The organism is Bacillus sp. Brlt_9, assembly GCF_051948935.1.
Lineage (GTDB): Bacteria > Bacillota > Bacilli > Bacillales > Bacillaceae_G > Bacillus_A.
Genome location: NZ_JAYJLO010000001.1, coordinates 466675 through 492492 on the forward strand (window position 1 = coordinate 466675; position 25818 = coordinate 492492).

The window sequence follows — 25818 nt, forward strand, 5'->3', positions numbered from 1 at the left end:
AGGTGGAAGAAATGATGAAAACGAAACAGACTGATGAATTATTAGCAAAAGATGAGCAATATGTTTGGCACGGAATGCGTCCCTTTAGTCCAAATAGTACAATGGTAGGGGCAAAAGCAGAAGGGTGCTGGGTTGAAGATATACAAGGAAAAAGATATTTAGATGGTATGAGCGGTCTTTGGTGTGTGAATAGTGGATACGGCAGAAAAGAGCTCGCAGAGGCGGCTTATAAGCAATTACAAACATTATCATACTTTCCGATGTCACAATCGCATGAACCGGCTATAAAGCTTGCAGAAAAATTAAATGAGTGGCTTGGAGGAGAGTATGTTATTTTCTTCTCTAATAGTGGTTCGGAAGCGAACGAAACAGCTTTTAAAATAGCAAGGCAATACTATGCTCAAAAAGGTGAACCGCATCGTTATAAATTTATGTCACGTTACCGCGGATATCATGGAAATACAATGGCAACGATGGCAGCGACGGGACAAGCGCAGCGTAGATATCAATATGAGCCATTTGCTTCAGGTTTTTTACATGTAACGCCGCCAGATTGCTATCGTATGCCTGGAATAGAAAGAGAGAACATTTATGATGTAGAATGTGTGAAAGAAGTAGATCGTGTTATGACATGGGAATTAAGTGAAACGATTGCAGCTTTTATTATGGAACCAATTATTACGGGCGGAGGCATTTTAATGCCGCCACAAGACTATATGAAAGCTGTTCATGAAACGTGTCAAAAACACGGTGCCTTGCTCATTAGCGATGAAGTGATTTGCGGTTTTGGGCGTACAGGAAAGGCATTTGGATTTATGAATTATGATGTGAAACCAGATATTATTACAATGGCAAAAGGGATTACGAGTGCATATTTACCATTATCAGCAACAGCTGTGAAAAAAGAAATATATGAAGAATTTAAAGGAAAGGGAGAATATGAATTCTTCCGTCACATTAATACATTTGGTGGAAATCCTGCAGCTTGTGCATTAGCGCTTAAAAACTTAGAAATTATGGAAAATGAAAATTTAATTGAGCGATCTGCACAAATGGGTTCTCTTTTATTAGAGCAATTAAAAGAAGAAATGGGGGAGCATCCACTTGTTGGGAATATTAGAGGGAAAGGTCTACTAGTGGGAATTGAACTAGTAAATGATAAAGAGACGAAAGAGCCAATTGATAACGACAAAATTGCAAGTGTGGTAAATGCTTGTAAAGAAAAAGGGTTAATTATAGGACGAAACGGTATGACAACAGCAGGGTATAATAACGTTTTAACGCTAGCACCACCGCTTATTATTTCAAGTGAAGAGATTGCTTTCGTTGTGGGAACGTTGAAGACAGCAATGGAACGTATTTAATGAATCGAGCGAGCTGTAATATACAGCTCGCTTTTGTTTATAAAGTGAAATATGATAAATTTTTCAAAGGGAGGGGAACTATTATGAAGAAATATGATCCTAGTCAACATTATCACATCGGATATTATGAAGATGGATATGATTTGGAAGTGACAGCGTACAAAAGAATAAATGAACCAGTTTGGGATGCTTATATTCCGCACTATGAAGTAGACGATTTTTATAAGAAAGTGGAGGAAATGAAGCTAGGTGAATATATAGATGATTATGGCATTATGGTGTATTCATTTCGTAATGATATTGATGATGATGAAGCGCGAATTATTTTTGAAAAATGGTTAAAAAAGAACGGGCTTGTTTAAAGATAAAACAAAAAAAGGAGATTGCTATCTTATAAGATAGCAATCTCCTTTTATCATATGAAACTTATTTACTTGCTTTCATTGCTTTATCTTTTGCACCAAAAGTGTATTTTAACATTGGTGGTGTAATCATTGTTGTTAAAATAACGACAATAACGATAGCTGTAAAGTAATCTTGTGCTAGTAGACCGGAAGAAAGTCCTGTTCCTGCGATGATAAGTGCAACTTCACCACGAGAAACCATTCCAGCGCCAATAATTGCTGAAGACTTAGCGTCAAATCCAGTCATTCGTGCACCGAATCCACATCCGATTAGTTTCGTTAATACAGCGATTACTGTTAATGCTAGAATGAACCAAATTTGATTGCCAATACCGTCAAATGTAATATTCATACCGATACTTACGAAGAATACTGGAACGAACATAGCGTAAGCGATTGGTTCAACTTTCTTTTCTACTTCATGTTTGTAGTTCGTTTGAGAAATAGCGATACCAGCTGCGAAAGCACCGATAATACCAGCAATTCCTAATAGTTCGCCGAAATATGCGAATGAGAAACAGATGATGAGAGCCGCGCTGACGATAGACTCAGATACGCGTAGCGGTGATAACCAGCGCATAATCGCAGGAACACCTTTCCATCCGATTAAAATAATAGAAGCGAAGAATACAACTTTCTTCAAGATAACCATTGTTAAGTTAACATCGTCTGTACCTAAGAAGCTCATTGCAAATGCTAATAAAATAACGACAAGAATGTCATCAAATACAGCTGCGCCCAGCATAGTTGTACTTTCACGTGTTTTCATCTTTCCTAAATCGCGAAGTGTTTGTACGGAAATACTAACACTTGTCGCACATAGAAGTAATCCTAAAAATACAGCATTTCCTTGTTCCATTCCCATAACAAGACCAGAAACGTAACCACCTACGAACGGAAGAATGATACCTCCAAGGGCAACAGCTAAAGAAGAATTACGATTTGCGTTTAATTCATCTAAGTCTGTTTCAAGTCCTGCCATAAACATTAAAAGAATAACACCGACATTACTTAATTGTGTTAGAAGCTCTGAATTTTCAATCCAACCTAATACAGCTGGACCGATAACGATACCGACAATTAATTTACCTAGTACAGAAGGTTGACCTAATCTAACACTAAGATCACCAGCAAGCTTTGTACTTAATAAAATAAGTGCAATTTGAAAGAAAAATTCGAATTCCATCGGATCCTCTCCTTATCATTTTTATTTTTATCATACGATTTCTCGGAATTTGCCTAATGAAAATATGTAAAACCCATTAAACAAAGGGTCTGATTACAAGTTCTTTTGAACTCGTAATTTGAACCTGTAATTAATATATAATAGATTTTACAAAAAATCAATGAAAAAATGGGAGCTTTTTTAGAGAGAACCTGTGTTATAGGGGATATGGGTATAAGAGTAGCGTGTGAATTTTATATGTATGAAATAGTATGAAGTCCTTTTTCATTACGAATAATAAAGCCTAAATACTATTTCACGAGTTATAACTGTGAAAAGGAGGGTTTATAATTTGAAGTCATTAAAAAACAACGTGTCTATTGTTGCTTTAGGTGGAGTAAATGAAATTGGGAAAAATATGTATGTTATTCAATCTGAAAATGATATTGTCGTTATTGACTGTGGATCTAAATTTCCAGATGAAAGTTTATTAGGAATCGATTTAATCATTCCAGACGTCACATACTTGCAAGAAAATAAAGAAAAAATTCGCGGATTAGTAGTGACGCATGGACATGAAGATCATATTGGCGGAATACCATATTTTTTAAAACAACTAAACGTACCAATCTATGCTACGAAGTTAACGTTAGGTTTAATTGAAATTAAATTAAAGGAACATAACCTTCAAGATGATACAGAATTAATCGTTATTCATTCAGAATCAGAAATTGATTTTGGTGCTATTAAGACAACTTTTTTTAAAACGAATCATAGTATCCCAGATTGTCTCGGTATTGTTTTTCATACACCAGAAGGTACTATAGTACATACAGGTGATTTTAAATTTGATTTAACACCAGTTAATAATCAACATCCTGATATTCATAAAATGGCTAAAATAGGTAGTGAAGGTGTGTTAGCTTTAATATCTGAAAGTACAAATGCAGAACGACCTGGCTTTACCCCATCAGAAAGGTCGGTAGGGGAACGGATAGAGGAAATATTTATGAAAGCAAATAGGAAAGTGATTATTTCTACTTTTGCTTCTAATGTGAATCGTGTTCAGCAAATAGTTGAAGCTTGTATAAAAACAAATCGAAAACTGGCTTTGCTCGGTAGAAGTATGGTAAATGTAGTAGAAGTTGCTCTAGAGAAAGGTTATCTAAATATTCCGGATGGTATGTTAATTGAAGCAAATGAGGTAAATCATTTAGATCCATCGCAGGTCGCAATACTTTGTACAGGAAGTCAAGGAGAACCAATGGCAGCTTTAGCCCGTTTAGCTAGTGGAAACTATAGACAAGTAGATATTTTACCAGAAGATACAGTTATTATAGCTGCTACTCCTATTCCAGGAAATGAACGTAATGTTTCGCGAATTATCGATAACTTATTTGCATTGGGGGCAAGAGTGATTTACGGATCAGGCAGTTCTACTGGAGTCCATGTATCTGGTCATGCATATCAAGAAGAATTAAAGTTAATGCTCACATTAATGAAGCCAAAATATTTTATCCCAATTCATGGAGAGTTTAGAATGCTACATCACCATAGTTTGTTAGCAGAATCAATTGGTGTTGAAAAAGAGAATATCTTTATCGTTCGTAATGGAGATGTTGTAGATATAAGTAATCAAGTGGCAATTCAATCGAGAAAAATACAAGCAGGAAATATATATGTAGATGGATTAGGAATTGGTGATGTTGGAAATGCATTATTACGTGATCGAAAACAACTTTCAGAAGATGGAATGCTCGTTATAGTTATTACTTTTAATAAAGTGGATGGAGAAATAATTTCAGGTCCTGATATTATTTCTCGTGGATTTGTCTATGTTCGTGATTCAGAAGAATTTTTGAAGGAATTAAATAAATTAGCTGTTATTACGATTAATAATGTAAAGAAAGAGAAAGTGAATAGCTGGGGTATTTTGAAAAGAGAAGTAAGAGAAGCTTTAGGGAAGTATATATATACGAGTACGAAAAGAAAACCGATGATTCTTCCTATAATTATAGAGGTGTAATAATGAATAAAAAGAATTCTCTTGTGGGAATTCTTTTTTGTTTTGAAAACAGAATGAACATATAATGAAATAAATAGAAATGGAAGGGAATACAAGATGTTATTAAACAAACGCTTTACAATTGGAGAAATGGCAAAAATGCATAATATAGCGGAATCTACTTTACGTTATTATGATGAAAAAGGAATTTTTCATCCGTCGATTGTGGACCCACAAACAAATTATCGCTATTACACAATCGATCAATTTTCACTATTAGATACGATTAAGTTTTTACGCCAATTAAATATTCCATTAAAGGAAATTAAGAAATATATTGATGAAAGAAATCCGGCATACGCACTCAATTTGTTGGAAAAACAACAAGAAATGATGTTGAAAAAACAAAGAGAAATTGAGTATGCTTTGGCGAAAATGGAGCATAGAATTCATTTGATTAAGGAAGCAACAAAAGCAAAAGCTAAACAAATGGTAATGAAAGAGATCCCGCGTCGAAAAATTACAGCAATTGCGGTTGCTCCAAATACGACGGATGACATGTTTGAGTACTACATCCATTCGTTGCAAAAAAATATGAGACAAATGGATGATAGTCTATTTTCTGGAGATATTGGTGTAACTGTTTCGAAAAAAGGATTCATGCAAAATGAGTTTCAAGCGTATAGTAGCGTATTTATTCTTTTGGATTATATGCCGTATGAAGTGCATACTTCAGATGAGATTAAGGAAGGTTTATATGCTTGTTCTTATCATCATGGACCGTATGAAGAAACAGATGCAACGTATAAGGAATTACTTGCATACATTGATCAAGAAGGATATGAAGTAAGTGGAGATGCGATTGAGATTGGATTAATCGATTGGTCTGTAACAGAAAATCCAGAGGAGCAAGTAACAGAAATTCAAATTCCTATAATGAAAAAATAAAGCAATAAGTTGTAGCACTCGTATCATTACAAATTGGTATTAAACACGATAATTAAGTTACCTATTTTTTAAATTCTCTATTGACCTTCAAGTAACTTGAAGGTTTAAACTAAGAAAAGAGAGTTGAAAAAAGGAGCATAATAGTATGGAAGCAACAGAAAAATTAAGAGAAAAACCGATAAAAAGTTTATTTATTTCTTATTTAATACCAGCTGTTCTAGGAATGGTATTAATGTCAGTTAATATTGTAATTGATGCGGTAATGATTAGTCGGGGAGTTGGAGCAAATGGATTAGCAGGAGTAAACGTGGCTATTCCAGCGTTTTCAATTTTCTTCTCTATTTCATTATGGATTGGAATGGGAGGCGCAACGTTATATTCCATTGCATTAGGTGAAAATAAAATAGAAAGAGCAAGGTCTATTTTTACGCAATCTATGACGGTAGCAGTTGTTATCGTAGGTGTTTTAGCGGCGATTTGCTTATGGAGAATAGAAGATTTAGCATACTTATTCGGTGCAAACGAAGTGATTCTACCGTATGCGTTAGACTATTTACACGTGTTATTAACATTTGGAATGATATACGTGTTAGAAAATATTTTAAGTACGTTTATACGAAATGATGGAAATCCTAATTTAGCAATGGCAGGTTTAGTTGTAACGGCTGTCTTAAATATAGTGTTTGACTATATCTTTATTTTCATTTTTGGATGGGGCGTAACAGGTGCTGCTTCAGCGACTATTCTTTCGGCAGCGGTTGGTTTCCTTGTATTATTATCTCACTTCTTTAGAAAAAGTAGTATTTTAAAGTGGACGAAATTCCATTTTGAATGGGATACAGTGAAACAAATTATGATAATAGGTTTCCCAAGTTTTACAGCAGAAAGTACAGTGGCGGTTGTAACGATTGGTTTTAATATTGCATTCGTTCAATATGCAGGAGAAGTAGGTGTCGCTTCCTATGCGATGGTGAATAGTATTCACGCGATGACATTACTACTATTCTTCGGTGTTGGAGCAGCGTTACAACCAATTGCGAGTTTCCACTACGGTGCAAATTTATCAGAAAGATTGCGCGAAGGATTGCAGTTTGCTGTGAAAATTGCAGTTGTACTTGGAGGCGTCGCAATAATTGTCGGATTATTCTTCGGGAAATATATTATTGGTCTGTTTGATGTCCAATCTCCAGAGCTATTGGAGTTAACATTAACGGGTATTAGCTTGTTCTTTATCCAATATGTATTTTTAGGCTATAACATTGTGTATGGAGAGTACTTCCAATCCGTGCGACAAACGAAGAAATCAATACTTATTATAATGAGTCGAGGGTTATTATTTATCATTCCATTGTTATGGATTATGCCGAAATTATTTGGTATAAATGGAATTTGGCTCGTTATGCCAGTAGCGGAAGTATTGACAGCAATTATCGTATTTACGATGAATCGTATGAAACATCCTGTTCCATTAAATATGGCGGGAAAGAAAGAAGCAATATAATGAAGAAAATCCCATTAAGAAATTAATGGGATTTTTTATTCCTTTAAACTAATTGCAAAAGATCCATCTGTTTCTTGAACAGATGCGAAAGCAACAGTCTTTATATTTGTAATGCCTTTTTCTTTTAATTCTTGATATAGCCATTTTTCGTCCTTATGAATTAACTTTAAGTTATCGTATTGAATTTGTGAATCAACGATAAGGGCAATTGGTAATCCGGCATATGAAACATCTATGTTCAAATCTTTCGGAGTTAATGGTACAAGCTCCCTCTTTGGTAAAATACTAATGGCTCCATTCGCTTCTAAAATTGCATATTCAATTTCATGAACACTTGGATATCCTGCGACGCGAAGGTTAGAAAGTAATTCGGCGATCGGATATCTACTTTTTTGTAAATTCTCAAAAATTATATCACCATGTTTAATTAAAATAATGGGGTGTCCAAGAATGAAACGATTTAGTTTGTTGAGTAAGCTCAATTTAGTAAGGAGTAAATGTAAACATGTAATAACGACCATACCGAGGAAGGCTTGCAAGGCACCAGAGACTGGTATGGCTTGAAAAGCTAAATAAGATAAAAAGATAATAGCCCCAAAATCATGAGGCGTTAGTTGTGCTAACGCGGATTTACCGAGCATCTTAAGCGATAGTAAAAATAAGATGAAAAAGAATGATACGTTACATAAAAAGAGAAGCAATAGGGACACTCCTTCGTGCGAAGTTGTACTTACTATTCCCGAAAATAATAGAAATATTACCTTTTGGAGGATAAATTAGGGTTGGTTGGAATTTGTCTGTATACAAACAAATAAATGGATATTATCATGAAAGAAGCAAAGAACATAGGAGTATGTGGATATGAGAAAGAAGAAAATAATGAAGTATATGATAGGAATTATAATGGTTTGCGTTGTTTATGCGGGCTTTTTACAATATAACATTTATAAGCATGGGCAAATGAATGCGACCTATGATGCTGATTACATCATTGTATTAGGATCGAAAGTAAACGGAACGAAACCATCGTACTCATTGCAATATCGTATTGATAAAGCAGCTGAGTATTTGAAATCACATGAGAAAGCAATTGCTATCGTGTCTGGAGGGAAAGGAAAAGGAGAAGATATTTCAGAAGCATTAGCAATGAAAAATGAATTAATGAAATTAAAAATTGCAGAAGACCGCATTATTATGGAAGATAAGTCAACGAGTACAGATGAAAATATTACATTCTCAAAACCTTTAATTCCGGAAAATATGAAAAAAGGAATGATTGTAACAAACGATTTCCACATGTTTAGAGCGAAAAAAATAGCAGCTAAGCAAGGGTTACAATTAGAAGGTCTTCCGGCCGAAACACCGAAGCGAATTGTTATTTCATCGAATATACGTGAGTATTTAGCCATTACGCAATATTGGTTTATGAATCGAATATAGAGAAAGTAATCCCGCCTGGAAATCTAGGCGGGATTATTTTTGATGGAAATCTTACAAATATGTCACGTTCATGAAAGGTAAAGCGATAGTTTCTATAATGGATTCCTGACATAATGAAGATAACAAAAACTATTTAGAGGTGAATCGGATGAAAGGAAATAATATATTATCTTCATTATGTTACTTTAGTATCTTTTTTGCACCATTTTTACTACCAATTATCGTGTACTTCGTTGCGGAAGATGAAGTGAAATACCACGCGAAAAAAGCATTTTGGTCACATATTTTCCCGTACGCAATTTTATTCGGAGGATTAGCGATATCAGGAATATTCGGTTTAGGATTCAATCAATCTGACGGTGCTGGAATTGGAATGATGATCACATATGCAGTGTTCATTCTTGTAGGAATTTACTACTTCATTTGGAATATCGTAAAAGGTATTAAAGTTTTGAAAACGGCGTAATAAGATAAGAAATAATATGATGTAAATCTGTCGGTATAATTTCATTTACCGTATTAATAAACGTTTTAAAAAGAGCAATTCAAAAAGAATTGCTCTTTTTGTGCTTATAAGTTGTGAATATTGAAAAAGATATGTTAATTTTTCATTAGGAAGAGAAAAAGGAGTGATTTTCATGAATGAGATGATACATAAAATGGAGCAACACGTTTCAGTTCGTAAATATAAAGAAGAACCTATTCCGAAAGATGTAGTAGAAAGAATGGTGCAAGCTGCGCAGCATGCTGCTTCCTCGCATTTTGTACAGGCTTATTCTGTTATATATGTAACCGATCAAGACCTAAAGGCTAAACTAGCTGAACTATCCGGAAATCGTCACGTGAAAGACTGTGCAGCATTCTTTGTTTGTTGTGCAGATTTAAAACGACTTGAAATGGCATGTGAAAAACATGGTACCGAGATAAAGCATGAAGGAGTAGAAGATTTTATCGTTGCGACAGTAGATGCTTCACTTTTTGCGCAAAACTTAGCGCTAGCAGCAGAATCGTTAGGATACGGTATTTGTTACATTGGTGGTATTCGTAATAACCCAAGAGAAGTGAGTGAATTGCTTCATTTACCAGATAAAGTATATCCTGTATTCGGAATGACAGTCGGTGTACCAGATGAAGATCATGGAGTGAAACCACGTTTACCAGTAACAGCTATCCTTCATGAAAATGGATATGATGAAAAGAAATATGATGAATTATTAAACGAATACGACGAAACGATGAGCGCGTATTATAAAGAAAGATCATCAAATCAAAAAAACGTAACATGGACGGAATCAATGAGTTCATTTATGTCTAAAGAAAAAAGAATGCATATGAAAGAGTTTTTAAGTGAAAAAGGATTTAATAAGAAGTGAGCAAAGAGAGCAAAGAGGCAAACCTGTGATGCAGGTTTGCTTTTTTTTTGGAGGAGAAAGTTGATTGTCTTCGAATAAGTATAGGGGGAGGAGATAATATGAAAAAAAGCCTTAATTTTTTTGTTTGATGGGTTTGCAGAATTTGAAGTGAATATAGCGAGTTTATTTTTGATAAGTAAGCAATTTGAAATAATAACAGCAACTGTAGACGGAAAAACAGTTACAGGAGAAGGCGGTTTTTTGTGTCAACCACATGTCTCTATTGAGCAAATTAAAATAGAGGACTATGAAGTGTTTATCGTACCAGGCGGACATATTTTTGATCATTTAGAAAATGAACAATTGTTATCTATTGTGAACAAATTACATAAGCAAAATAAATGGATAGCGGGTATTTGTGCCGGAACATCTTTATTACATGCAGCAGGGGTGCTGAATAAGAAGAAATTCTCAACATCATTAACATCAGATGAAAAACAATTAGCTCATTTACATGAATGGGAATATAAACAAAACAAAGATGTAACGGTTGATGGAAAAATAATAACAGCGGTAGGGTCTGCGTACGTTGAATTTGCTACTGAAATAATGAAGCAACTCAATTTATTTAATGAAGCTGAAGCGAAGGAGAACTTGCAATATTTTAAAAACGTAAAAGAGACTTGTGATGAAACGTTGGCATAAGTGAATAGTTTGATTGCTAATACCTAAGTTCAGAATGTAGATACTACTTTCTGAACTTAGGTATTTTGTTTGTTATCATATACATAGAAATAAAAATTAATAATTTTTTACAAAAGTGATAGAAAATGAGAATGAAATGCCAATAGTAAGTAAAGGCAGCTGCTAAAAGGGAATTGAGGAAGGAAGATGCTTATGATTTTCAATTCTGAAGAGGATTTAATTATAGCTATGAAAAAACGCGATCAAGACGCTTTGAAAGAAGTGATTGATCAATATGGAAAATTAATTTTGTACATTATTCATAAATCATTAAGTACCCCTATGGAGAAACAATATGTGGATGATTGTTATAACGATGTATTTACTGTCATTTGGTTTCATATCGATCAATTTGATATAGACAAGGGGAACTTAAAATCTTGGATGATTGGTATTACTAAATTAAAGGCACTGGAATATAAAAAGAAAGCATATAAAGAGAATAAAATCGATAAAGACGTAGAAATAGATACAGGTGTCCCTGATAGATATGAAATAGAACAAGAAGAAGAGATTATGGAAATAGTTCAAGATTTAAATAAGAAAGATCGATATATATTTTTAAAGAGGTATATTGATGGATATTCCATTGACGATATTGCGAAAGAATTAAAAGTAACGGTGGATTATATATAATCGAATTTCACGCGGGAAGAAAAAAATTCAAAAACTGTGGAAAGGGAGTGTGTAATATGGATAAAAGATTATTATCTATGTTAAATGAGCTCCAATATTCAGAGGAAGAGATTACACGTTTAGAGAAAGAAGCAAATGAGTCTATCAATATAGATAAGTATTATGTGAAAAACGGGGAGTTATTGAAGAAATTAACGATGCAAATGTTGGAAGAATCAGTTCGTAAAGAGTTACAAGAAGGAGAAAAAATCGAATGTGAAATATTAGTGGAAGAAGGAAGTCTTGTAAATTCTAAAGTTATACCGAATATATTCACGGCAGGTGCTACCTTTTATTATTACATTGTTTTAACTAATACAAGGTTACACATTATAGCGTTAGATTGTTATTTTAAAAAATTAAATGAATACAATGTACTAATAAACTCAATTCAAGCAGTTTCGCGACATAAAAAAATGAAGAACGTATATGGAATTACTATAGATAATAACTATATACAATTAGGAAGTACCGAGCATGAACAAGAATTGAAAAACGTAATTGAGAAGTTAAAACAACGTGGAGTGAAAGAAGAGAGATATAAAGATTTTGAAAAAGGTTGGTTGATTTTTTTCAATGTGTTTGTAATAGTGATAGGTGGGCTTCTAGTTTTAAAATATTTAATTTGAAAATAAAAAGCGGCAAAATAGCCGCTTTTTATCATTACTACGTTTATAAATAAAACAATACTTCATTTTAAATTCTATCTGTTATGGCACAAACTAAAGCACCTGCTATAACAAATGCAAACTTTCAATAAGAAGATATATACCTGTACAACTCAAAAGAATATACGTAAATATTTTAAAAACTCGTTGATTAAGCCATTTGAAAATAATTTGACCTATATACAAACCTAGAAATACGATTGGAATAGCATAAAAACTTGATTCCCAAATTGTTTTGTTTGTACCAGTAAAGAGTATTTGAGTTAGTAGGCTAATGAAATATATAAATAGATAAAAAGCTAAAGTAGTTGCTCTTAACTTCTCTTTTTTCGTATCAGTTCCTGTAAAGTACAGTAACAGGGGTGGTCCTGGCATACCGATACTTGTCGTTAAAAGACCGGATAATCCCCCCACTAAGAAATCTCTAGATTTGGTTGATTGAATCTTAAAGTTACAGATTAGCATCAATGTTAATAGTAAAAGCAGGACGCTAATTGCTAATTTAAACGTATTGATGTTAATGGAAATAAAAATGAAAATACCAAAAGGAACACCAACTATACTTCCGAAAATTAATCTTTTCAGTAGAATAAAATCAATGTCCGTTCTTATTTTCCAAATGAGTGATATGGAAATAATTAATGATAAAATGATATTTATTTGTATAGCTTCTTGTGGTAGAAATAACATGAGTAAGAAAGGTGTTGCCATAATAGAAAAGCCAAAACCTGTGCTTGTTTGTAAAATAGAAGCTACTAATATAATACATATGAAAGTGAATATAATCTCCAAAAATAGCCCTCCTACATAATTAGGTCCAATACATATTTTAACATAAAGTGAACCTTTAATCAGTGGGGGGAGTTGACGTTGCAATTAATATTCCGATGATGATCCTGTAGCCTTAAAATATTTTTCACGTGAAGGAGTCATTACTCGGATTGCTAATAAACAGGAAAGGAAAAGAATGAGTAATGCGCTACTTATTACAGTGATTCGAACGGAAAGAAATTGTGCGGATGCCCCAATTGCTAAAATGAAAAAGATTTGGATAAAACTTTTTATTGAATCAAACACGCTATCGATACGTCCTATCATATGAACTGGGATGTTATTTTGATAAAATGTTATAAAGCCAGTACCAGCGAATGATGAAGAAATGCCCAGTAAAATGAAACCGCCTGCCGCGACTATAAATGAATTTGAAAAGGCGAAAATCACATAACCTATTGCTGTGAATATCGTACCGAATCCGATACAATGTTGAATCGGTAATCGTTTAGCAAAGAGAGAAACAAGAAATGAACCGAAAATATATGCAGCACCAGTTATACTAACAAGCATGCTATATTCCATGACGGATAAAAACAGTACTTGATTTGTGAATACAACTTCTTGTGAATCGAGCGCCATAGAAACAAGCATAGTGGCTTGAAATAAAACGAATATGAGAATGATATAAGTTTCAGTTCGAGCGAATGAAAAAACTTGTTTCCAATCACTTCGTAATGTTTGTACGAAAGTATTTGCAACTTCTTCGTTTTGCTTTGTTTGTAACGTAATATTAGGCAGGAAATAAATGAGAATAGTAGAAAGTAGAAAGGAAAGTGAATTGCAGTAAATTACAAAGGATGCTGAGTACGTGGTGAGAAGTATTCCAGCAAGAGCAGGACCAATAATGAAAGCTCCGTTTGTAAATAAGCTATTCCAAGCGTTAAATTGAGCGCGTTCTTCTGCTCGTATGAGCATCGTTTTATAAGTGAGTGAAGCTGGATCGAAAAATGATGTAGCGATGCGAGTTAAAAAGATAAAAATATAAATGGCCCAAATAGAATCAAATAGTGGAACGAAGCCAATGAGAACTGCTCGAATTATATCTGTGATGAGCATAATGGACCGTTTGTTTAATCGATCTACTATACTACCAGACCATATTTTTGTAACAACGGTCGCAATTGGACCGACAATCCATAATCCTGCTACAGCAGCAGGGGAGTTTGTGCTATGTAACACCATTACGTTTAGGGCGACGAGATACATAAAATCACCTAAACGAGAAATTCCTGTTCCTGACAATAATAATAATTTATTTTTCATGAGCAGCTGGACCTTTCTTTCATTGTTTTTTTATCCTGCAGGAAATAGCGTATTCCTCTTCAGAGTTTGATTGACGAGCGGTTTTGTTTTCCCACCGTAATAAAACTTGTGAAACTTCCCAAGTAAGTTGTTGTAATTCTTCCGGAGTTAAAAATAAATGAGAAACAATATGACTCCCTGTATTCGTTCCTTCTGTGCCGCTTTCTTCAATATAGAAATGAGCAGCTTTTGCTTTATAATATTTTTCAATAATTCCTCGTTTTTCCTTCGTGTCTACTAATTCAAGTAACCCTCCATCATATAAAATTTGAACGTGATAATGTACGCTACCGGCAGATTTGTTTAGTTTAGTAGCGAGTTGCTTTGCAGTAAGTGCTTCATCTTTTAAAAGGTGAAGAATTTGAATGCGAGTTGCATTAGAAATGAGCTTCTGCTGCTCAGCCGAAATAGTAAGTCTATCGTCAAACATAATGGCATCTCCTTTCTTATAATCTAAATTTATTGTACATTCTAAAAAATTAGAACGTAAGGTAAATAAATCGCCTTTTTCCTTTATATTTCGACACAAATAAAAATAGCATGTACATAAACATGCTATTAAGTGATAGTAGATTCTTCACTAAGTTTCCCGCGATAAAACAGGTAAAGCCATATGAAACTTACAAAGATACAGCATATAGCTAGTAAACTACCAATGATTTGAGGAGAAAGTATTTCTAATAGCCATCCTGTAATGAGCATAGATAAATGTATAAGTGAACCATAAATAGAGTAATGAAAGGAAAAAACTTTACCAATCATATTTTCGTGCGTGTACGTTTGAAGTAATGTCGTATCAAGCGGAACGATGATTCCTCCTGCTATGCGCATACAGAGCAAAGTAATGATACCGATAATAAGTTGATCAGATAAAATGAATCCGAGAAAGAAAATTCCTTGTAGTAAGTAGGCCCAACCAAATGCTTTTTTCATTTTCTCTTTATTATGAGACAGATAAAGATTAACGAGGAGGCTTCCAAGGATAAGCCCAGCCCCTTGAACCGAATATAAAACTCCAATGTTGGTGTGGAAAATTTTTTCGGCATAGATCGTTAGAAGTAGCTGATAAGCGCCGCCAATAATGCCCCATGAAATGCCGACAAGAATTAATATTAAAATGATTTTTGTTTGTAATATGTATGTATAACCATCTTTTATATCAGTAAAAAAGGCTTTTTTCTTGTTACAAGTAGTATGAGAAGTGATACTCATACTATAAATAAAATAAGCTGAAATAAAGTATGATAGGCTATTTACTAAAAAAGCGAACTCAATATGTAATGATTGTGCAATTATCCCGCCCAAAGAAGCCCCCATAATGGACATAAAACCATTCATTGTACTAGAAAGAGAGTTAGCAGTTACGAAATGATTTTGGTGTACGATATTCTTTAAGGTTGCTTGTTTAGCTGGTTCAAATAAACAAGAAAGTACAGATAAACATATATTAGCAATGAAAATAATTTCAATATTATAGCTTGCGAGTAAGTATGTAAGGACTAGAATTCCCCGTGTAATATCGGTAAAAATCATAATATTCTTTTTAGAAAAACGATCTACAATTCCACCTATGAATGGACTAAGAAGAAGCTGTGGTAAACCTTTACTTATCAAAGTAAGGGCGACCATAAAAGGTGATTCCGTTGTACTATAGACGAATGTTAATAAAGCTACAGTATGAAACCAATCTCCAAGTACACTTAATGTTTGCCCGTAAAATAGTTTTTTGAAGTCATCATTTGTTTTAAGAAGTGCAGAATAAGAAACTGACATAAAAAGCTTAATCCTTATGTAATGATGCTGCTTGAACTTGTTTTTTCCATTCGCTTAAATACACTTTCTCTTCTGTAGGAAGTCCAACAGGTAATTGTGCAATCAATTCTAAACTATTTCCGTCAGGATCGTTAAAGTATACGGCGGCATGTGCTAATTCTGGAAAAACAATTGGTTCAATTGGTTCCATTCCAAAGTCCTTTCGTGCGGAAATTCCTTTTTGGTTTAGCCAATGAATCGCATTTTCTAAATCATGTAAGCATACTTGAAAGGCGATGTGTCGTAAAGAGGGGTGATACTTAACTTTGTATTCTGTGCCTTCCCAAAGGCCGAGCCAACTTTCATTTTCTTTAATCCAAAAGAAAGCAATATCATCTCCTCTTTTATATAATTTCAGTCCAAGTGATTCATAAAAAGATATTGATATCTCTAAGTTACGGACAGGTAAATGTGCTTCGTAAAGACCTTTAATCATTGTAATCCTCCTAAGTAAAAATGTTTCTTATTTCATAGTAAACATTTTTTTTATGAGTTGAAATCACAAAAAAGAGGGACATAAATTCATACGAAAGTATGAAAAAACAGCTCAAATATGAGCTGTTTTCGTATAGTTTTTCGTTCATTTGTTAAGGATAGGATATATTAGTATCCGTATCCGCCGCCACCCCAACAGCTACATCCGATGATGATTAGAAGGATGAATAGTACGATAAGCAAAGCAAATCCACCGCCGAAACCAGCGCAACTTCCACCATAGCTCATATGTTTTCCTCCTTTTGAGTAAATTAATCTATATAATTCATGGACTACTATATACAGTATGTTTTTTGTATGGAAAAGGAGCCAGTCTCTTTTGTAATTAGACAAACGCCTGTATGGTCATTTTGATTGTATATTTAGCTAGGGATATGTGAATGAATTGTTATATATTTTGCGATTTATTCATAAAAAAATATAAAAATTGTAAAAAAAACCATTTTTATATTTTTTTATGAGTGAATTTGTACTATAATTTTACAAGTAATATTATGGGAAAAGGGAGTTTTAGTAAAGAGATGGAGATGGGAAAATTACACAATAAAATAGAAAACAAAAAGAAAGAGCTAATTCAACTTGTTGCTAGACATGGATTGGATCATGATAAAGTTTTGTTATTTAGCCGAGATTTAGATATACTAATTAATAAGTTTATGAATGTAAAAGATAAAGTACATAAATAAATAATTTGTAGTTTTTTATATTAAGATATTTTATAAAAGAAGGAGAGAACAGTATTTGGAACATTTACAAGAAGAGCTATATAAACAAATAAAAGAAGAAAAAGGTATCGTTACAATTTTTTTAAAGAGTGGCGTTAGAATAGTAGGAGAAATTGTTGCGATAGATAAATTTACTGTTTTAATGTTAGTTGATGGAAAACAACAACTTATTTACAAGCAAGCTATATCAACAATAATGAAATAAGACACTCAATATGAGTGTCTTTTCATTATTGTTTGCAAGCTTCCACGTCAATGCCGGCATCTAATAATTTCTTTTCTCCGTTTTGTTCGATGATCTTTTGTAATTTAGATAGGAAAGAATCAAAGTTTGTATGCTTTGCTACTTGGAATGTCATTTTATGCTCGATTGGTAGCCATGTATCAATATCAGCTTCGTTATGCTGAATTTTCACCTCAAGTTTATCAAGTGCGTTAGCAACTTTTGCTTCGTACGTTTCTTTCGCTTCAAACTCCATCCATAAATCATATAATTCCTCACCGAGAGAACCTTTTAATGTTCGTTTAATATTTAAAATGGCTTCTTGCTCATTTTTTTGTTTTTGTAATTGTAATTCATGACTATTCATTGTATCAAAAGCAGGAATATCACCAGCTTCAGCTTCGACTAGGTCGTGAATAATAACCATTTTAAGTAATTTTTCAATGTTTACTTTTTGATCTAAATAAGGTTCAACTAAAATGGCCATGAGAGACATGCGCCACGTATGTTCAGCAACGCTTTCTTGACGTCCGTTAGAAAGCCAGCTATGTCGCATTTCATATTTTAATTTTTCTGCTAGTGCAATGACTTGTAAAATGTTATGTTCCATCGAGATCCTCCTCATATTTCCATACTATAATTTTAATATGGAAATGAATTGTGTCAATTTTATGAGTATATTGCGATAAATAGATAGAAAGCGTATAATAAAAATTATATGTGAAAACGCATTATTAAAATAAAAAAATGTTTTATAAAAATGAAAAGGGAAGGGCAGAAATATGGGAGACGAAAATCAAGGATTTGCTAGACCGCAAAGAAGAAAAAGAAAGTTTGACATTTCTAGCCCAGTTGGCATTCTAGTAGGTTTTGCCATAGTAATAGCGGCAATTATGCTTGGCGGGGGCGGAATAAAAGCTTTTAAAAACTTTTTAGATGTTTCATCTATTTTAATTGTCATAGGGGGAACTACAGCGACAGTTGTTGTGGCATATCGATTTGGAGAAATAAAAAAATATACGAAAAGTATTTTTACTGTTTTACATAGAAAAGAAGAAGATTTAGAACAGTTAACGGATTTGTTTGTTGATTTTTCGAAAAAGTCTAAAAAACACGGCCTGCTTTCTTTAGAAGTTGATGGAGAGCAAGTAGACAATCCTTTTATTCAAAAAGGAATTCGATTAATGTTAAGTGGTTACGATGAAGATGAATTAAAAGAAGTGTTAATGAAAGATGTTGAAACGGAAGTGTATGAGTTAAGAAAAGGGGCAGCATTACTAGATAAAATTGGCGATTTCGCTCCGGCTTGGGGCATGATAGGGACTTTAATCGGTCTTATCATTATGCTTCAAAACTTGCAAGACACATCGCAAATTGGTACAGGGATGGCAGTTGCGATGTTAACGACATTGTATGGATCAGTACTTGCAAATATGATTGCAATCCCTCTTGCTGAAAAAGTGTATCGAGGTATTGAAGATTTATATACAGAGAAGAAGTTTGTTATTGAAGCGATTTCAGAATTATATCGCGGTCAAATTCCTTCTAAATTAAAGTTGAAACTCGATACATATGTATACGAAACAAAGATAAAAAAAGTAAAACGAGCAGCCTAATATTTCAAGGAGTGGTATGGTTATGATGAAACGACCGCAAAAGGGATCGCCTCGTTGGATGACGACTTTTACAGATTTAACGATGTTATTATTAACTTTCTTTGTATTACTAGTTGCTACATCAAAGCAGGATGCAGTAAAATTGTCGAAGATGCTTGAAAAGTTTAGTGATACGGAGCAAGTAGATGCAAAAGTAATGGAAAATACAATACCAGATATTTCACATGAAAAAAATGATGAAAAAATGATTTCGAAAAAAAGAATGGATGAATTATATAAGAAGTTAAAAGCATATGTAGATAATAACGGTATTAGTCAAGTGAATGTATATCGAGAGGACACAGGGGTAAGTGTCGTTATAGTAGATAATTTAATATTCGATACGGGTGATGCGAACGTTAAACCGGAGGCGAAAGAGATAATAAGCCAATTAGTTGGATTTTTCCAATCTGTACCAAATCCCATTGTTGTAGAAGGACATACAGACAGTAGACCGATTCATAACGACAAATTCCCTTCAAACTGGGAATTATCTTCCGCACGAGCGGCAAATATGATTCATCACTTAATTGAAGTGTATAATGTGGACGATAAAAGGCTAGCTGCGGTCGGATATGCAGATACTAAGCCAGTAGTACCAAATGATTCACCACAAAATTGGGAAAAAAACCGTCGCGTTGTCATTTATATAAAAGAATAGTATATTGTTATTTTGATAATAAATAATAAAAATACGAAAATTCTTTTAAAAAAATATTAAATTTTATCATTTTATTTTGTATAATGAGTGAGAATGATAAGGTGAAATATTAAGATATATTTATACATAGAAGGAGAGAATCAAAAAGAATGGCACATAAAATTTTAGTTGTAGACGATGCGATGTTCATGCGAACAATGATTAAAAACTTATTAAAAAGTAATTCTGAATTTGAAGTAATCGGAGAAGCGGAAAATGGAGTGGAGGCAATTCAAAAGTATAAAGAACTTCAACCTGATATTGTTACATTAGATATTACTATGCCAGAGATGGACGGACTTGAAGCATTAAAAGAAATTATTAAAATTGATTCAAGTGCAAAAGTTGTTATTTGTTCTGCAATGGGACAACAAGGTATGGTATTAGATGCAATTAAGGGTGGGGCAAAAGACTTTATTGTAAAGCCATTCCAAGCAGATCGCGTAATCGAAGCTTTAACAAAAGTAGCAAACAGCTAATATAGAAGGGGTGCCACAAGGAATCTAAACATTGATAGCGGATATGCGTGTGGCCCCCTTTTTTCTTGCTTTAAAACACTAAATTGTTATACATGAATGAAATGTTTGTTAGACAGGTAGGGGATTAAAATGCAAACAGATCTATTAAATATATTTTTTGAGGAATCAGAAGAACATTTACAATCGCTAAATGAAAATGTGCTAACTTTAGAACAAAATCCCACTGATATGGATGTTGTGGGAGAAATATTCCGCTCAGCCCATACATTTAAAGGTATGTCAGCGAGTATGGAATTTACGGAAATGGCGGATTTAACGCACAAAATGGAAAACGTTTTAGATGAAATTCGTCATGGGAATATAGTTGTAAATGCGGAGATTATTGATGTGATTTTTGAGTGCATTGATAATTTGGAGAAGATGGTTGCAGATGTGCAACAAGGCGGAATGGGCAATATTGATGTAATTACAACTAAGCAGAAATTAGAAGCATTATTGAATGGCAATGTAGAAACTCCTGCGGAATATATTGAGCAACAACCTATAAATAATGATGATGCAGTTTCGCATGAAGTGCATATAACTGTTGAGCAACATGCTATTTTAAAAGCAGTACGTGCAATTATGTGTATTGAAGCACTGCAAAATGTAGGGAATGTACAAAAAACAGTTCCAAGTATTGAAGAAATTGAAGCAGATGCTTTCGGGTTTGAGTTCACAGTATTTATGGATACTGATCAAAGTGAAGAAGAATTAAAACAAGTAGTGCTTCATGTTTCTGAAATTGAGAAAGTAGAAGTGAAGCAAGGGCATACATTAAAAGAAGTAGTCTCGAAAGAATTGGGTACACAAGAAGCCGTGCAGGAAGATATACAAGTAGCTACGCATGTGGAACCAACTAAAGAAGAATCGAAGCAATCAGCTAATGCTACACCAGCTAAAAGCGCTGCAAAAACGAAAAATGGTAAAGTGGAAAATCGTTCCATACGTGTTCAATTAGAAAAAATTGAAAGATTAATGAACATGTTTGAAGAAAGTGTAATTGAGCGTGGCCGTATAGATGAATTGGCACAAGCAATTCAAAACAAGGAATTAATTGAGCATTTAAATCGATTAGGTGATATTTCAAAAGATATTCAAAATGTACTACTAAACATGCGTATGGTGCCAATTGAAACAGTCTTTAATCGTTTCCCACGTATGGTACGTATGTTAGCGAAAGATTTAGGGAAGAAAATCGATTTACAAATTACAGGTGAAGACACCGAAGTTGATAAAATTGTTATTGATGAAATCGGTGATCCACTCGTTCATTTAATTCGTAATGCAATTGATCACGGTGTTGAAACTGTTGAACAACGTCGTGATGCAGGTAAAAATGAGACTGGTACGATTAAATTAGAAGCGTTTCATAGTGGAAATCATGTCGTTATTCAAATTACGGATGATGGAAATGGTATTCATAAAGGGAAAGTATTAGAAAAAGCGATTAAAAATGGTGTTGTAACAGAATCTGAAGCAAATAAATTAACGGACCGTGAAGTATTTGATTTAATCTTCCAACCAGGATTTAGTACAGCTGAAGTTGTATCAGACCTTTCTGGGCGTGGCGTTGGATTAGATGTAGTGAAACATACGATCCATAGTTTAGGTGGACATTTAATTATTGATTCTGAAGAAGGAAAAGGTAGTACATTTAGAATTGAACTGCCATTAACGTTGTCTATTATTCAATCTATGCTTGTTCAAACGAATGATAAACGTTATGCTTTCCCTCTTGGTAATATTGTTGAAGCAATTCGGATTAAGAGGGAAGACATCCAATCCTTACAAGGAAAAGATGTGTTAAATTACCGTAATCAAATTATTGAAGTGAAGCATTTAAGTACTGTATTTGGTGAAAAAACAGTAGATGAGGCGTTTGCGTCATATGATGGTCAAATGGTTCCTGTGTTAATTGTTCGTAATACACATCGCAGCTATGGACTTATTGTAAACACAATTATCGGTCAAAGAGAAATAGTCTTAAAGTCATTAGGTGACTTCTTTGCAGAGAGTTCTAATTATTTCTCTGGTGCGACAATTCTCGGTGATGGACGAGTGGTCCTCATTTTAAACCCAGAAGGTTTATAATAGGAATGAAGGAAAGCTCCCCACTTGTATACAATTGGGGAGCTTTTTGGTTAATCGTTACGAATCTAAAAGTGGGAATAAATACATATTAACGTTTTATATAATAAGTTTGTTAAAATAAAATGTGAGTTTATATCGTTTGATAGAAAAACAGAAATGAGGAGGCAGAGAAAATGCCTGAGCAACACACAAAAGGGGATACGAGCACAATTGTGCTAGAAAAAGAAAATGAGCATTTAACGCCTCAAGAATGCGATATTCTTGGCGAAATTGCAAATATATCATTTGGTTCAGCTTCGACTGTATTATCAACAATCTTAAATAGGCAAGTAAGCATTACTGCTCCTCGCATAGAATTGGTAGATTTATATGATTCAAGCGACGTCGAAGTTCCACACGTTGTATTAAACATTCATTTTACAAAAGGATTAGATATGGAAAACCTTCTTGTCCTTAAGCAAGATGTTGCATTATCCATTGCTGATTTAATGATGATGGGAACAGGTGAAGTGGAAGACGGAAAAGAACTTGGTGAATTAGAGCTAAGTGCTGTACAAGAAGCGATGAATCAAATGATGGGGTTCGCAGCTACATCTATGTCAGAATTCTTTCAAGATACAGTAGATATGTCTCCGCCGACAATTAAAGTTGTAAAGTTATCAGAAGAAATGGAGAAAATTTCTGAGATTGATGGGAATCAAACGGTTGTTAAAGTATCGTTTGATTTAAAGATAGATAATCTTGTAAACTCTAAACTTGTGCAAATTGTTTCAGTTGAACATGCGAAACGAATGGTAAATAAATTAATGCAATTATCTGGTGGAGTAGAAGAAAAAGACGAGCCAGCGGAAGTAGTGGAAACTGAGATTGTAGAAGAACAAGTTGAAAAAGAGCATTTAACACAAGAAGAGAAAGATGTCCTTGGTGAAATTGCAAATATTTCAATTGGTTCAGCTTCAACAGTATTGTCAACACTATTAAATCAGCCAGTTACAATTAGTACGCCCAATGTAGAATCAATCAATGTTCGTCATTATGACGGAGTACCAGTCCCGTTTGTTATTTTAAATGTTGATTTTGTTGAAGGACTAAAGAATGAGAATGTATTCGTATTTACGAAAGATGTCGCTTTAACAATGGTAGATTTAATGATGATGGGAACAGGGGAAGTTGATCCAGAGAAGGAGCTTAGTGAATTAGAACTGAGCGGTATAAAAGAAATCATGAACCAAATGATGGGGCATGCTGCGACGGCGATGTCAGAAATGTTTCAAGAAAAAATGGACATGACACCACCAAATGTTAAATTCGTAACGTTAAAAGAAGAAATGGAATATTTGGGAGAGTCAATGAAAGTGGACGAACTCGTCCAAATTACGTTCAACCTTGAAATTGGCGACCTGCTTCAATCGAAAATGTATCAAATTTTACCGATTTCAGAAGCGAAAGAAATGGTAAGAAGACTTCTATATCCAATGATGGAAGAGGAAGAAGAGATTGTTACGGAAGAAATTGAAGAAGAAAAAATTGTAGAACCTGTTGTGCAACCTATTGAATTTAAAGAAGTAAAACAAATGGAACCAGTATACATGGACACATCCATCCTACAAAATGTAGAGATGAACGTGAAATTTGTATTTGGAAGCACAGTGAAAACAATTCAAGATATTTTAAGTTTACAAGAGAATGAAGCAGTTGTACTAGATGAGGATATTGACGAACCAATTCGTATTTATGTAAATGATGTATTAGTGGCGTATGGTGAACTTGTAAATGTAGATGGATTTTTCGGAGTAAAAGTGACGAAATCGCTATAAGTCGTTGAAATAGGAGTTTGAGTTAGTGGATGAAAAACGTAAAGTTTTTTCTAATGAGCTGGTTATTTATACATATGTGTCTGTTCGTCCCTCTGCAAAGTCAGGCGGAAGAACAAATTGAGCCAGCTCAAAAAATAAATGAAGTGAATATGCAAGAAGAAAACAAAGAAGTGCAAGAGCGGCCAGAGCAAGTGGAAGTGAATCAAGGTAAAGAGGAACAACAAGAAGTAGCAAATGAACAAGAGGTCGAAAAAAAGATAGAGACGGATCAAGGGGTTATTACAGTAAATAAGCCAGAATTAAAAGTTGGCGAAGAAGTGCGGGTTATTGTAGAGCCGAAAGAGCAAAATATTCAAAGTATAAAAGGTATTTTGCGCTTGCCCAAAAACGGCGATCAGTATGAACAAGAAAGAATGCTATCGTTTAAGTATGAAGAGGAAACGAAGCGATGGATTGCTAACTACAAGGTCGAAACTTTTGATTTGCAAGGTGATTGGAATCTGCAGCTCATTCAAAGCTATAAAGAAAATGAGAAAGAAGAACTCACTGAAAATGAAGTGAAAGTCCCGCTCATCCATATAAATAATGAAACGCCAACTATAGATAAAGAGTTACCGAAGTTGCAGAAGGTTACTATTGATGAAGCAACAGAGAACTTAATTGAACGGAAACAAGGCGATTCTATACGTGTGCGAGTGAAGGCAGCAGACAAAGAATCGGTTGTGAAAGAGGTCCGCGTGACATTAAAGGGGAAAGAAAATAAAGAGACTACATTTTTATTAGATTACAATAAGCGTGATATGGATTGGCAAAAAGTATTTGAAATAACGGATGCGTTGCCAATTGGCTCATACGAATTACTTGTAGAGATAGTGGATGCGGCCGGCAATAAACTCGTTGAGGAAAGTGAGTATATCGTTTCTGTTTTGGAGCAAAAAACAGAAGATGATAAAAAGATAGAAGAACGAGAGAATGAAAATAAATTAGAAGATAAGAAAGAAACTGAGAAGCAGGAAGACTCGAAAGTAGAAATCACGCTTCCAGAAGAAAAACCGCCAGTTGTTCAAATTCCGAAAAAAGAAGAGCAAGTAAACGATCTTATAAAAGAACCATTGAAAGAGAAAGAAAAAATTAATTATGTTATAAAAGAGCCTCTCACAGACAACAAGGAAGTAAATAAAGCGAAGGCTCAAAAAGATAAAGATAATAACAATCAAGTCGTTTCTAAAAAGAAAGAGAAAAAAGAAGAGCCAGAAGAGAAGAAAGAAGCAAATAGCGAACAGGGAATACAAGCTTCTAATGTATTTGCTATCATGTCAGGTTTATTCGTATTGTTTTTAGTTTTAAAAAGTAATAAAGAATGGGGCTAATAATTTC

The 25818-nt window shown here is 33.9% G+C and carries 27 protein-coding genes and 1 pseudogene; 19 read left to right on the forward strand and 9 right to left on the reverse strand.

Annotation, left to right across the window (positions count from 1 at the left end; all coding sequences use genetic code 11):
- Positions 1 to 14 precede the first annotated feature (14 nt).
- Both VF726_RS02485 and VF726_RS02490 read left to right on the forward strand, forming a co-directional pair.
- The gene (locus tag VF726_RS02485; protein WP_440165580.1) at positions 15 to 1364 is read left to right on the forward strand and encodes an aspartate aminotransferase family protein; all 1350 of its coding nucleotides are present in this window, start codon (positions 15 to 17) and stop codon (positions 1362 to 1364) included.
- Positions 1364 to 1726: a DUF3986 family protein gene (locus VF726_RS02490; protein WP_139254166.1), complete on the forward strand. Its 363-nt coding sequence runs from the start codon at positions 1364 to 1366 to the stop codon at positions 1724 to 1726. The genes VF726_RS02485 and VF726_RS02490 overlap by 1 nt, the downstream gene beginning before the upstream one ends.
- A 64-nt stretch (positions 1727 to 1790) precedes the next feature.
- Here the strand turns inward: VF726_RS02490 and VF726_RS02495 are convergent, their stop codons facing one another.
- On the reverse strand, positions 1791 to 2954 hold the full coding sequence (locus VF726_RS02495; protein WP_000393884.1) for a cation:proton antiporter: 1164 nt from the start codon (positions 2952 to 2954) through the stop codon (positions 1791 to 1793).
- A 331-nt stretch (positions 2955 to 3285) separates the two neighbouring features.
- Between VF726_RS02495 and VF726_RS02500 the strand changes: the two genes are divergently transcribed.
- The 3 genes from VF726_RS02500 to VF726_RS02510 all read left to right on the forward strand — a co-directional run bounded on the left by VF726_RS02500 (position 3286) and on the right by VF726_RS02510 (position 7387).
- Positions 3286 to 4959 carry a ribonuclease J gene (locus VF726_RS02500; protein ID WP_071679351.1) on the forward strand — a complete coding sequence of 558 codons (1674 nt, stop codon included), beginning with the start codon at positions 3286 to 3288 and terminating at the stop codon, positions 4957 to 4959.
- Positions 4960 to 5055: 96 nt separating this feature from the next.
- Positions 5056 to 5886 (forward strand): MerR family transcriptional regulator, encoded by an 831-nt coding sequence (locus VF726_RS02505; protein WP_000925928.1) that lies wholly within the window; start codon positions 5056 to 5058, stop codon positions 5884 to 5886.
- Positions 5887 to 6031: 145 nt separating this feature from the next.
- Positions 6032 to 7387, forward strand: coding sequence for an MATE family efflux transporter (locus VF726_RS02510; RefSeq protein ID WP_440165584.1), 1356 nt, complete (start codon positions 6032 to 6034; stop codon positions 7385 to 7387).
- A gap of 35 nt (positions 7388 to 7422) precedes the next feature.
- Here VF726_RS02510 and VF726_RS02515 read toward each other — a convergent pair whose 3' ends face one another.
- Positions 7423 to 8088 (reverse strand): DUF421 domain-containing protein, encoded by a 666-nt coding sequence (locus VF726_RS02515; RefSeq protein WP_440165586.1) that lies wholly within the window; start codon positions 8086 to 8088, stop codon positions 7423 to 7425.
- Between the two features lie 187 nt (positions 8089 to 8275).
- On the opposite strand from VF726_RS02515, the gene VF726_RS02520 reads away from it, so the two are divergent.
- The 6 genes and pseudogenes from VF726_RS02520 to VF726_RS02545 all read left to right on the forward strand — a co-directional run bounded on the left by VF726_RS02520 (position 8276) and on the right by VF726_RS02545 (position 12227).
- Positions 8276 to 8827: a YdcF family protein gene (locus VF726_RS02520; protein ID WP_440166679.1), complete on the forward strand. Its 552-nt coding sequence runs from the start codon at positions 8276 to 8278 to the stop codon at positions 8825 to 8827.
- Between the two features lie 148 nt (positions 8828 to 8975).
- Positions 8976 to 9293, forward strand: coding sequence for a DUF4870 domain-containing protein (locus VF726_RS02525; RefSeq protein WP_000678038.1), 318 nt, complete (start codon positions 8976 to 8978; stop codon positions 9291 to 9293).
- Positions 9294 to 9465: 172 nt separating this feature from the next.
- Positions 9466 to 10200 carry an oxygen-insensitive NADPH nitroreductase gene (nfsA, locus tag VF726_RS02530; RefSeq protein ID WP_434611547.1) on the forward strand — a complete coding sequence of 245 codons (735 nt, stop codon included), beginning with the start codon at positions 9466 to 9468 and terminating at the stop codon, positions 10198 to 10200.
- A gap of 114 nt (positions 10201 to 10314) precedes the next feature.
- Positions 10315 to 10884 (forward strand): type 1 glutamine amidotransferase family protein, encoded by a 570-nt coding sequence (locus tag VF726_RS02535; RefSeq protein WP_440166681.1) that lies wholly within the window; start codon positions 10315 to 10317, stop codon positions 10882 to 10884.
- Positions 10885 to 11070: 186 nt separating this feature from the next.
- Positions 11071 to 11614 (forward strand): annotated as a pseudogene (locus tag VF726_RS02540) (sigma-70 family RNA polymerase sigma factor).
- 1 nt (position 11615) lies between these two features.
- Entirely contained in the window at positions 11616 to 12227 is a 612-nt protein-coding gene (locus VF726_RS02545; protein WP_242301176.1) for a flagellar motor switch protein FliG, read from the forward strand.
- Positions 12228 to 12332: 105 nt separating this feature from the next.
- On the opposite strand, the gene VF726_RS02550 is transcribed toward VF726_RS02545, so the two are convergent.
- The 6 genes from VF726_RS02550 to VF726_RS02575 all read right to left on the reverse strand — a co-directional run bounded on the left by VF726_RS02550 (position 12333) and on the right by VF726_RS02575 (position 16937).
- On the reverse strand, positions 12333 to 13058 hold the full coding sequence (locus VF726_RS02550) for a sulfite exporter TauE/SafE family protein (RefSeq protein ID WP_242301177.1): 726 nt from the start codon (positions 13056 to 13058) through the stop codon (positions 12333 to 12335).
- Between the two features lie 84 nt (positions 13059 to 13142).
- The gene (locus VF726_RS02555) at positions 13143 to 14363 is read right to left on the reverse strand and encodes an MFS transporter (RefSeq protein ID WP_440165589.1); all 1221 of its coding nucleotides are present in this window, start codon (positions 14361 to 14363) and stop codon (positions 13143 to 13145) included.
- A 19-nt stretch (positions 14364 to 14382) separates the two neighbouring features.
- Positions 14383 to 14832 (reverse strand): ArsR/SmtB family transcription factor, encoded by a 450-nt coding sequence (locus tag VF726_RS02560; RefSeq protein ID WP_440165591.1) that lies wholly within the window; start codon positions 14830 to 14832, stop codon positions 14383 to 14385.
- Positions 14833 to 14960: 128 nt separating this feature from the next.
- Positions 14961 to 16175: an MFS transporter gene (locus VF726_RS02565; protein ID WP_440165593.1), complete on the reverse strand. Its 1215-nt coding sequence runs from the start codon at positions 16173 to 16175 to the stop codon at positions 14961 to 14963.
- Between the two features lie 7 nt (positions 16176 to 16182).
- On the reverse strand, positions 16183 to 16650 hold the full coding sequence (locus VF726_RS02570; protein WP_440165595.1) for a VOC family protein: 468 nt from the start codon (positions 16648 to 16650) through the stop codon (positions 16183 to 16185).
- A gap of 167 nt (positions 16651 to 16817) precedes the next feature.
- A complete protein-coding gene (locus VF726_RS02575) occupies positions 16818 to 16937 on the reverse strand; it encodes a YjcZ family sporulation protein (protein ID WP_000120179.1) in 120 nt (39 codons plus the stop codon).
- Between the two features lie 239 nt (positions 16938 to 17176).
- Here VF726_RS02575 and VF726_RS02580 point away from each other — a divergent pair, with 239 nt between their 5' ends.
- Complete coding sequence (locus tag VF726_RS02580) at positions 17177 to 17395, forward strand: aspartyl-phosphate phosphatase Spo0E family protein (RefSeq protein WP_002096752.1); 219 nt, start codon at positions 17177 to 17179, stop codon at positions 17393 to 17395.
- Positions 17396 to 17450: 55 nt separating this feature from the next.
- Positions 17451 to 17639: an RNA chaperone Hfq gene (gene hfq, locus VF726_RS02585; protein WP_098093065.1), complete on the forward strand. Its 189-nt coding sequence runs from the start codon at positions 17451 to 17453 to the stop codon at positions 17637 to 17639.
- A 25-nt stretch (positions 17640 to 17664) separates the two neighbouring features.
- On the opposite strand, the gene VF726_RS02590 is transcribed toward hfq, so the two are convergent.
- Entirely contained in the window at positions 17665 to 18267 is a 603-nt protein-coding gene (locus VF726_RS02590; RefSeq protein WP_242301182.1) for an HD domain-containing protein, read from the reverse strand.
- A 172-nt stretch (positions 18268 to 18439) separates the two neighbouring features.
- On the opposite strand from VF726_RS02590, the gene VF726_RS02595 reads away from it, so the two are divergent.
- From VF726_RS02595 to VF726_RS02620, 6 genes are all read left to right on the forward strand, one after another.
- Positions 18440 to 19273 (forward strand): flagellar motor protein MotP, encoded by an 834-nt coding sequence (locus tag VF726_RS02595; protein ID WP_440165600.1) that lies wholly within the window; start codon positions 18440 to 18442, stop codon positions 19271 to 19273.
- Positions 19274 to 19295: 22 nt separating this feature from the next.
- Positions 19296 to 19973, forward strand: a complete 678-nt coding sequence (locus VF726_RS02600) for an OmpA family protein (RefSeq protein ID WP_000977942.1) — start codon at positions 19296 to 19298, stop codon at positions 19971 to 19973.
- 149 nt (positions 19974 to 20122) lie between these two features.
- On the forward strand, positions 20123 to 20491 hold the full coding sequence (locus VF726_RS02605; protein ID WP_000940576.1) for a response regulator: 369 nt from the start codon (positions 20123 to 20125) through the stop codon (positions 20489 to 20491).
- A 129-nt stretch (positions 20492 to 20620) separates the two neighbouring features.
- The gene (locus VF726_RS02610; RefSeq protein ID WP_440165602.1) at positions 20621 to 22624 is read left to right on the forward strand and encodes a chemotaxis protein CheW; all 2004 of its coding nucleotides are present in this window, start codon (positions 20621 to 20623) and stop codon (positions 22622 to 22624) included.
- Positions 22625 to 22797: 173 nt separating this feature from the next.
- On the forward strand, positions 22798 to 24441 hold the full coding sequence (locus VF726_RS02615; RefSeq protein WP_440165604.1) for a flagellar motor switch protein: 1644 nt from the start codon (positions 22798 to 22800) through the stop codon (positions 24439 to 24441).
- Positions 24442 to 24470: 29 nt separating this feature from the next.
- On the forward strand, positions 24471 to 25811 hold the full coding sequence (locus VF726_RS02620) for a transglycosylase (RefSeq protein WP_440165606.1): 1341 nt from the start codon (positions 24471 to 24473) through the stop codon (positions 25809 to 25811).
- The last annotated feature ends 7 nt before the right edge of the window (positions 25812 to 25818 follow it).

What these genes read in the sequence shown, in the direction of transcription:
- VF726_RS02485 (WP_440165580.1), top strand. Translation starts at nt 15, where the DNA reads ATGAAAACGAAACAGACTGATGAATTATTAGCAAAAGATGAGCAATAT.
- VF726_RS02490 (WP_139254166.1), top strand. Translation starts at nt 1,364, where the DNA reads ATGAATCGAGCGAGCTGTAATATACAGCTCGCTTTTGTTTATAAAGTG.
- VF726_RS02495 (WP_000393884.1), bottom strand. Translation starts at nt 2,954, where the DNA reads ATGGAATTCGAATTTTTCTTTCAAATTGCACTTATTTTATTAAGTACA.
- VF726_RS02505 (WP_000925928.1), top strand. Translation starts at nt 5,056, where the DNA reads ATGTTATTAAACAAACGCTTTACAATTGGAGAAATGGCAAAAATGCAT.
- VF726_RS02510 (WP_440165584.1), top strand. Translation starts at nt 6,032, where the DNA reads ATGGAAGCAACAGAAAAATTAAGAGAAAAACCGATAAAAAGTTTATTT.
- VF726_RS02520 (WP_440166679.1), top strand. Translation starts at nt 8,276, where the DNA reads ATGATAGGAATTATAATGGTTTGCGTTGTTTATGCGGGCTTTTTACAA.
- VF726_RS02525 (WP_000678038.1), top strand. Translation starts at nt 8,976, where the DNA reads ATGAAAGGAAATAATATATTATCTTCATTATGTTACTTTAGTATCTTT.
- nfsA (WP_434611547.1), top strand. Translation starts at nt 9,466, where the DNA reads ATGAATGAGATGATACATAAAATGGAGCAACACGTTTCAGTTCGTAAA.
- VF726_RS02545 (WP_242301176.1), top strand. Translation starts at nt 11,616, where the DNA reads ATGGATAAAAGATTATTATCTATGTTAAATGAGCTCCAATATTCAGAG.
- VF726_RS02555 (WP_440165589.1), bottom strand. Translation starts at nt 14,363, where the DNA reads ATGAAAAATAAATTATTATTATTGTCAGGAACAGGAATTTCTCGTTTA.
- VF726_RS02560 (WP_440165591.1), bottom strand. Translation starts at nt 14,832, where the DNA reads ATGTTTGACGATAGACTTACTATTTCGGCTGAGCAGCAGAAGCTCATT.
- VF726_RS02565 (WP_440165593.1), bottom strand. Translation starts at nt 16,175, where the DNA reads ATGTCAGTTTCTTATTCTGCACTTCTTAAAACAAATGATGACTTCAAA.
- VF726_RS02570 (WP_440165595.1), bottom strand. Translation starts at nt 16,650, where the DNA reads ATGATTAAAGGTCTTTACGAAGCACATTTACCTGTCCGTAACTTAGAG.
- VF726_RS02575 (WP_000120179.1), bottom strand. Translation starts at nt 16,937, where the DNA reads ATGAGCTATGGTGGAAGTTGCGCTGGTTTCGGCGGTGGATTTGCTTTG.
- VF726_RS02590 (WP_242301182.1), bottom strand. Translation starts at nt 18,267, where the DNA reads ATGGAACATAACATTTTACAAGTCATTGCACTAGCAGAAAAATTAAAA.
- VF726_RS02595 (WP_440165600.1), top strand. Translation starts at nt 18,440, where the DNA reads ATGGGAGACGAAAATCAAGGATTTGCTAGACCGCAAAGAAGAAAAAGA.
- VF726_RS02600 (WP_000977942.1), top strand. Translation starts at nt 19,296, where the DNA reads ATGATGAAACGACCGCAAAAGGGATCGCCTCGTTGGATGACGACTTTT.
- VF726_RS02605 (WP_000940576.1), top strand. Translation starts at nt 20,123, where the DNA reads ATGGCACATAAAATTTTAGTTGTAGACGATGCGATGTTCATGCGAACA.
- VF726_RS02610 (WP_440165602.1), top strand. Translation starts at nt 20,621, where the DNA reads ATGCAAACAGATCTATTAAATATATTTTTTGAGGAATCAGAAGAACAT.
- VF726_RS02615 (WP_440165604.1), top strand. Translation starts at nt 22,798, where the DNA reads ATGCCTGAGCAACACACAAAAGGGGATACGAGCACAATTGTGCTAGAA.
- VF726_RS02620 (WP_440165606.1), top strand. Translation starts at nt 24,471, where the DNA reads ATGAAAAACGTAAAGTTTTTTCTAATGAGCTGGTTATTTATACATATG.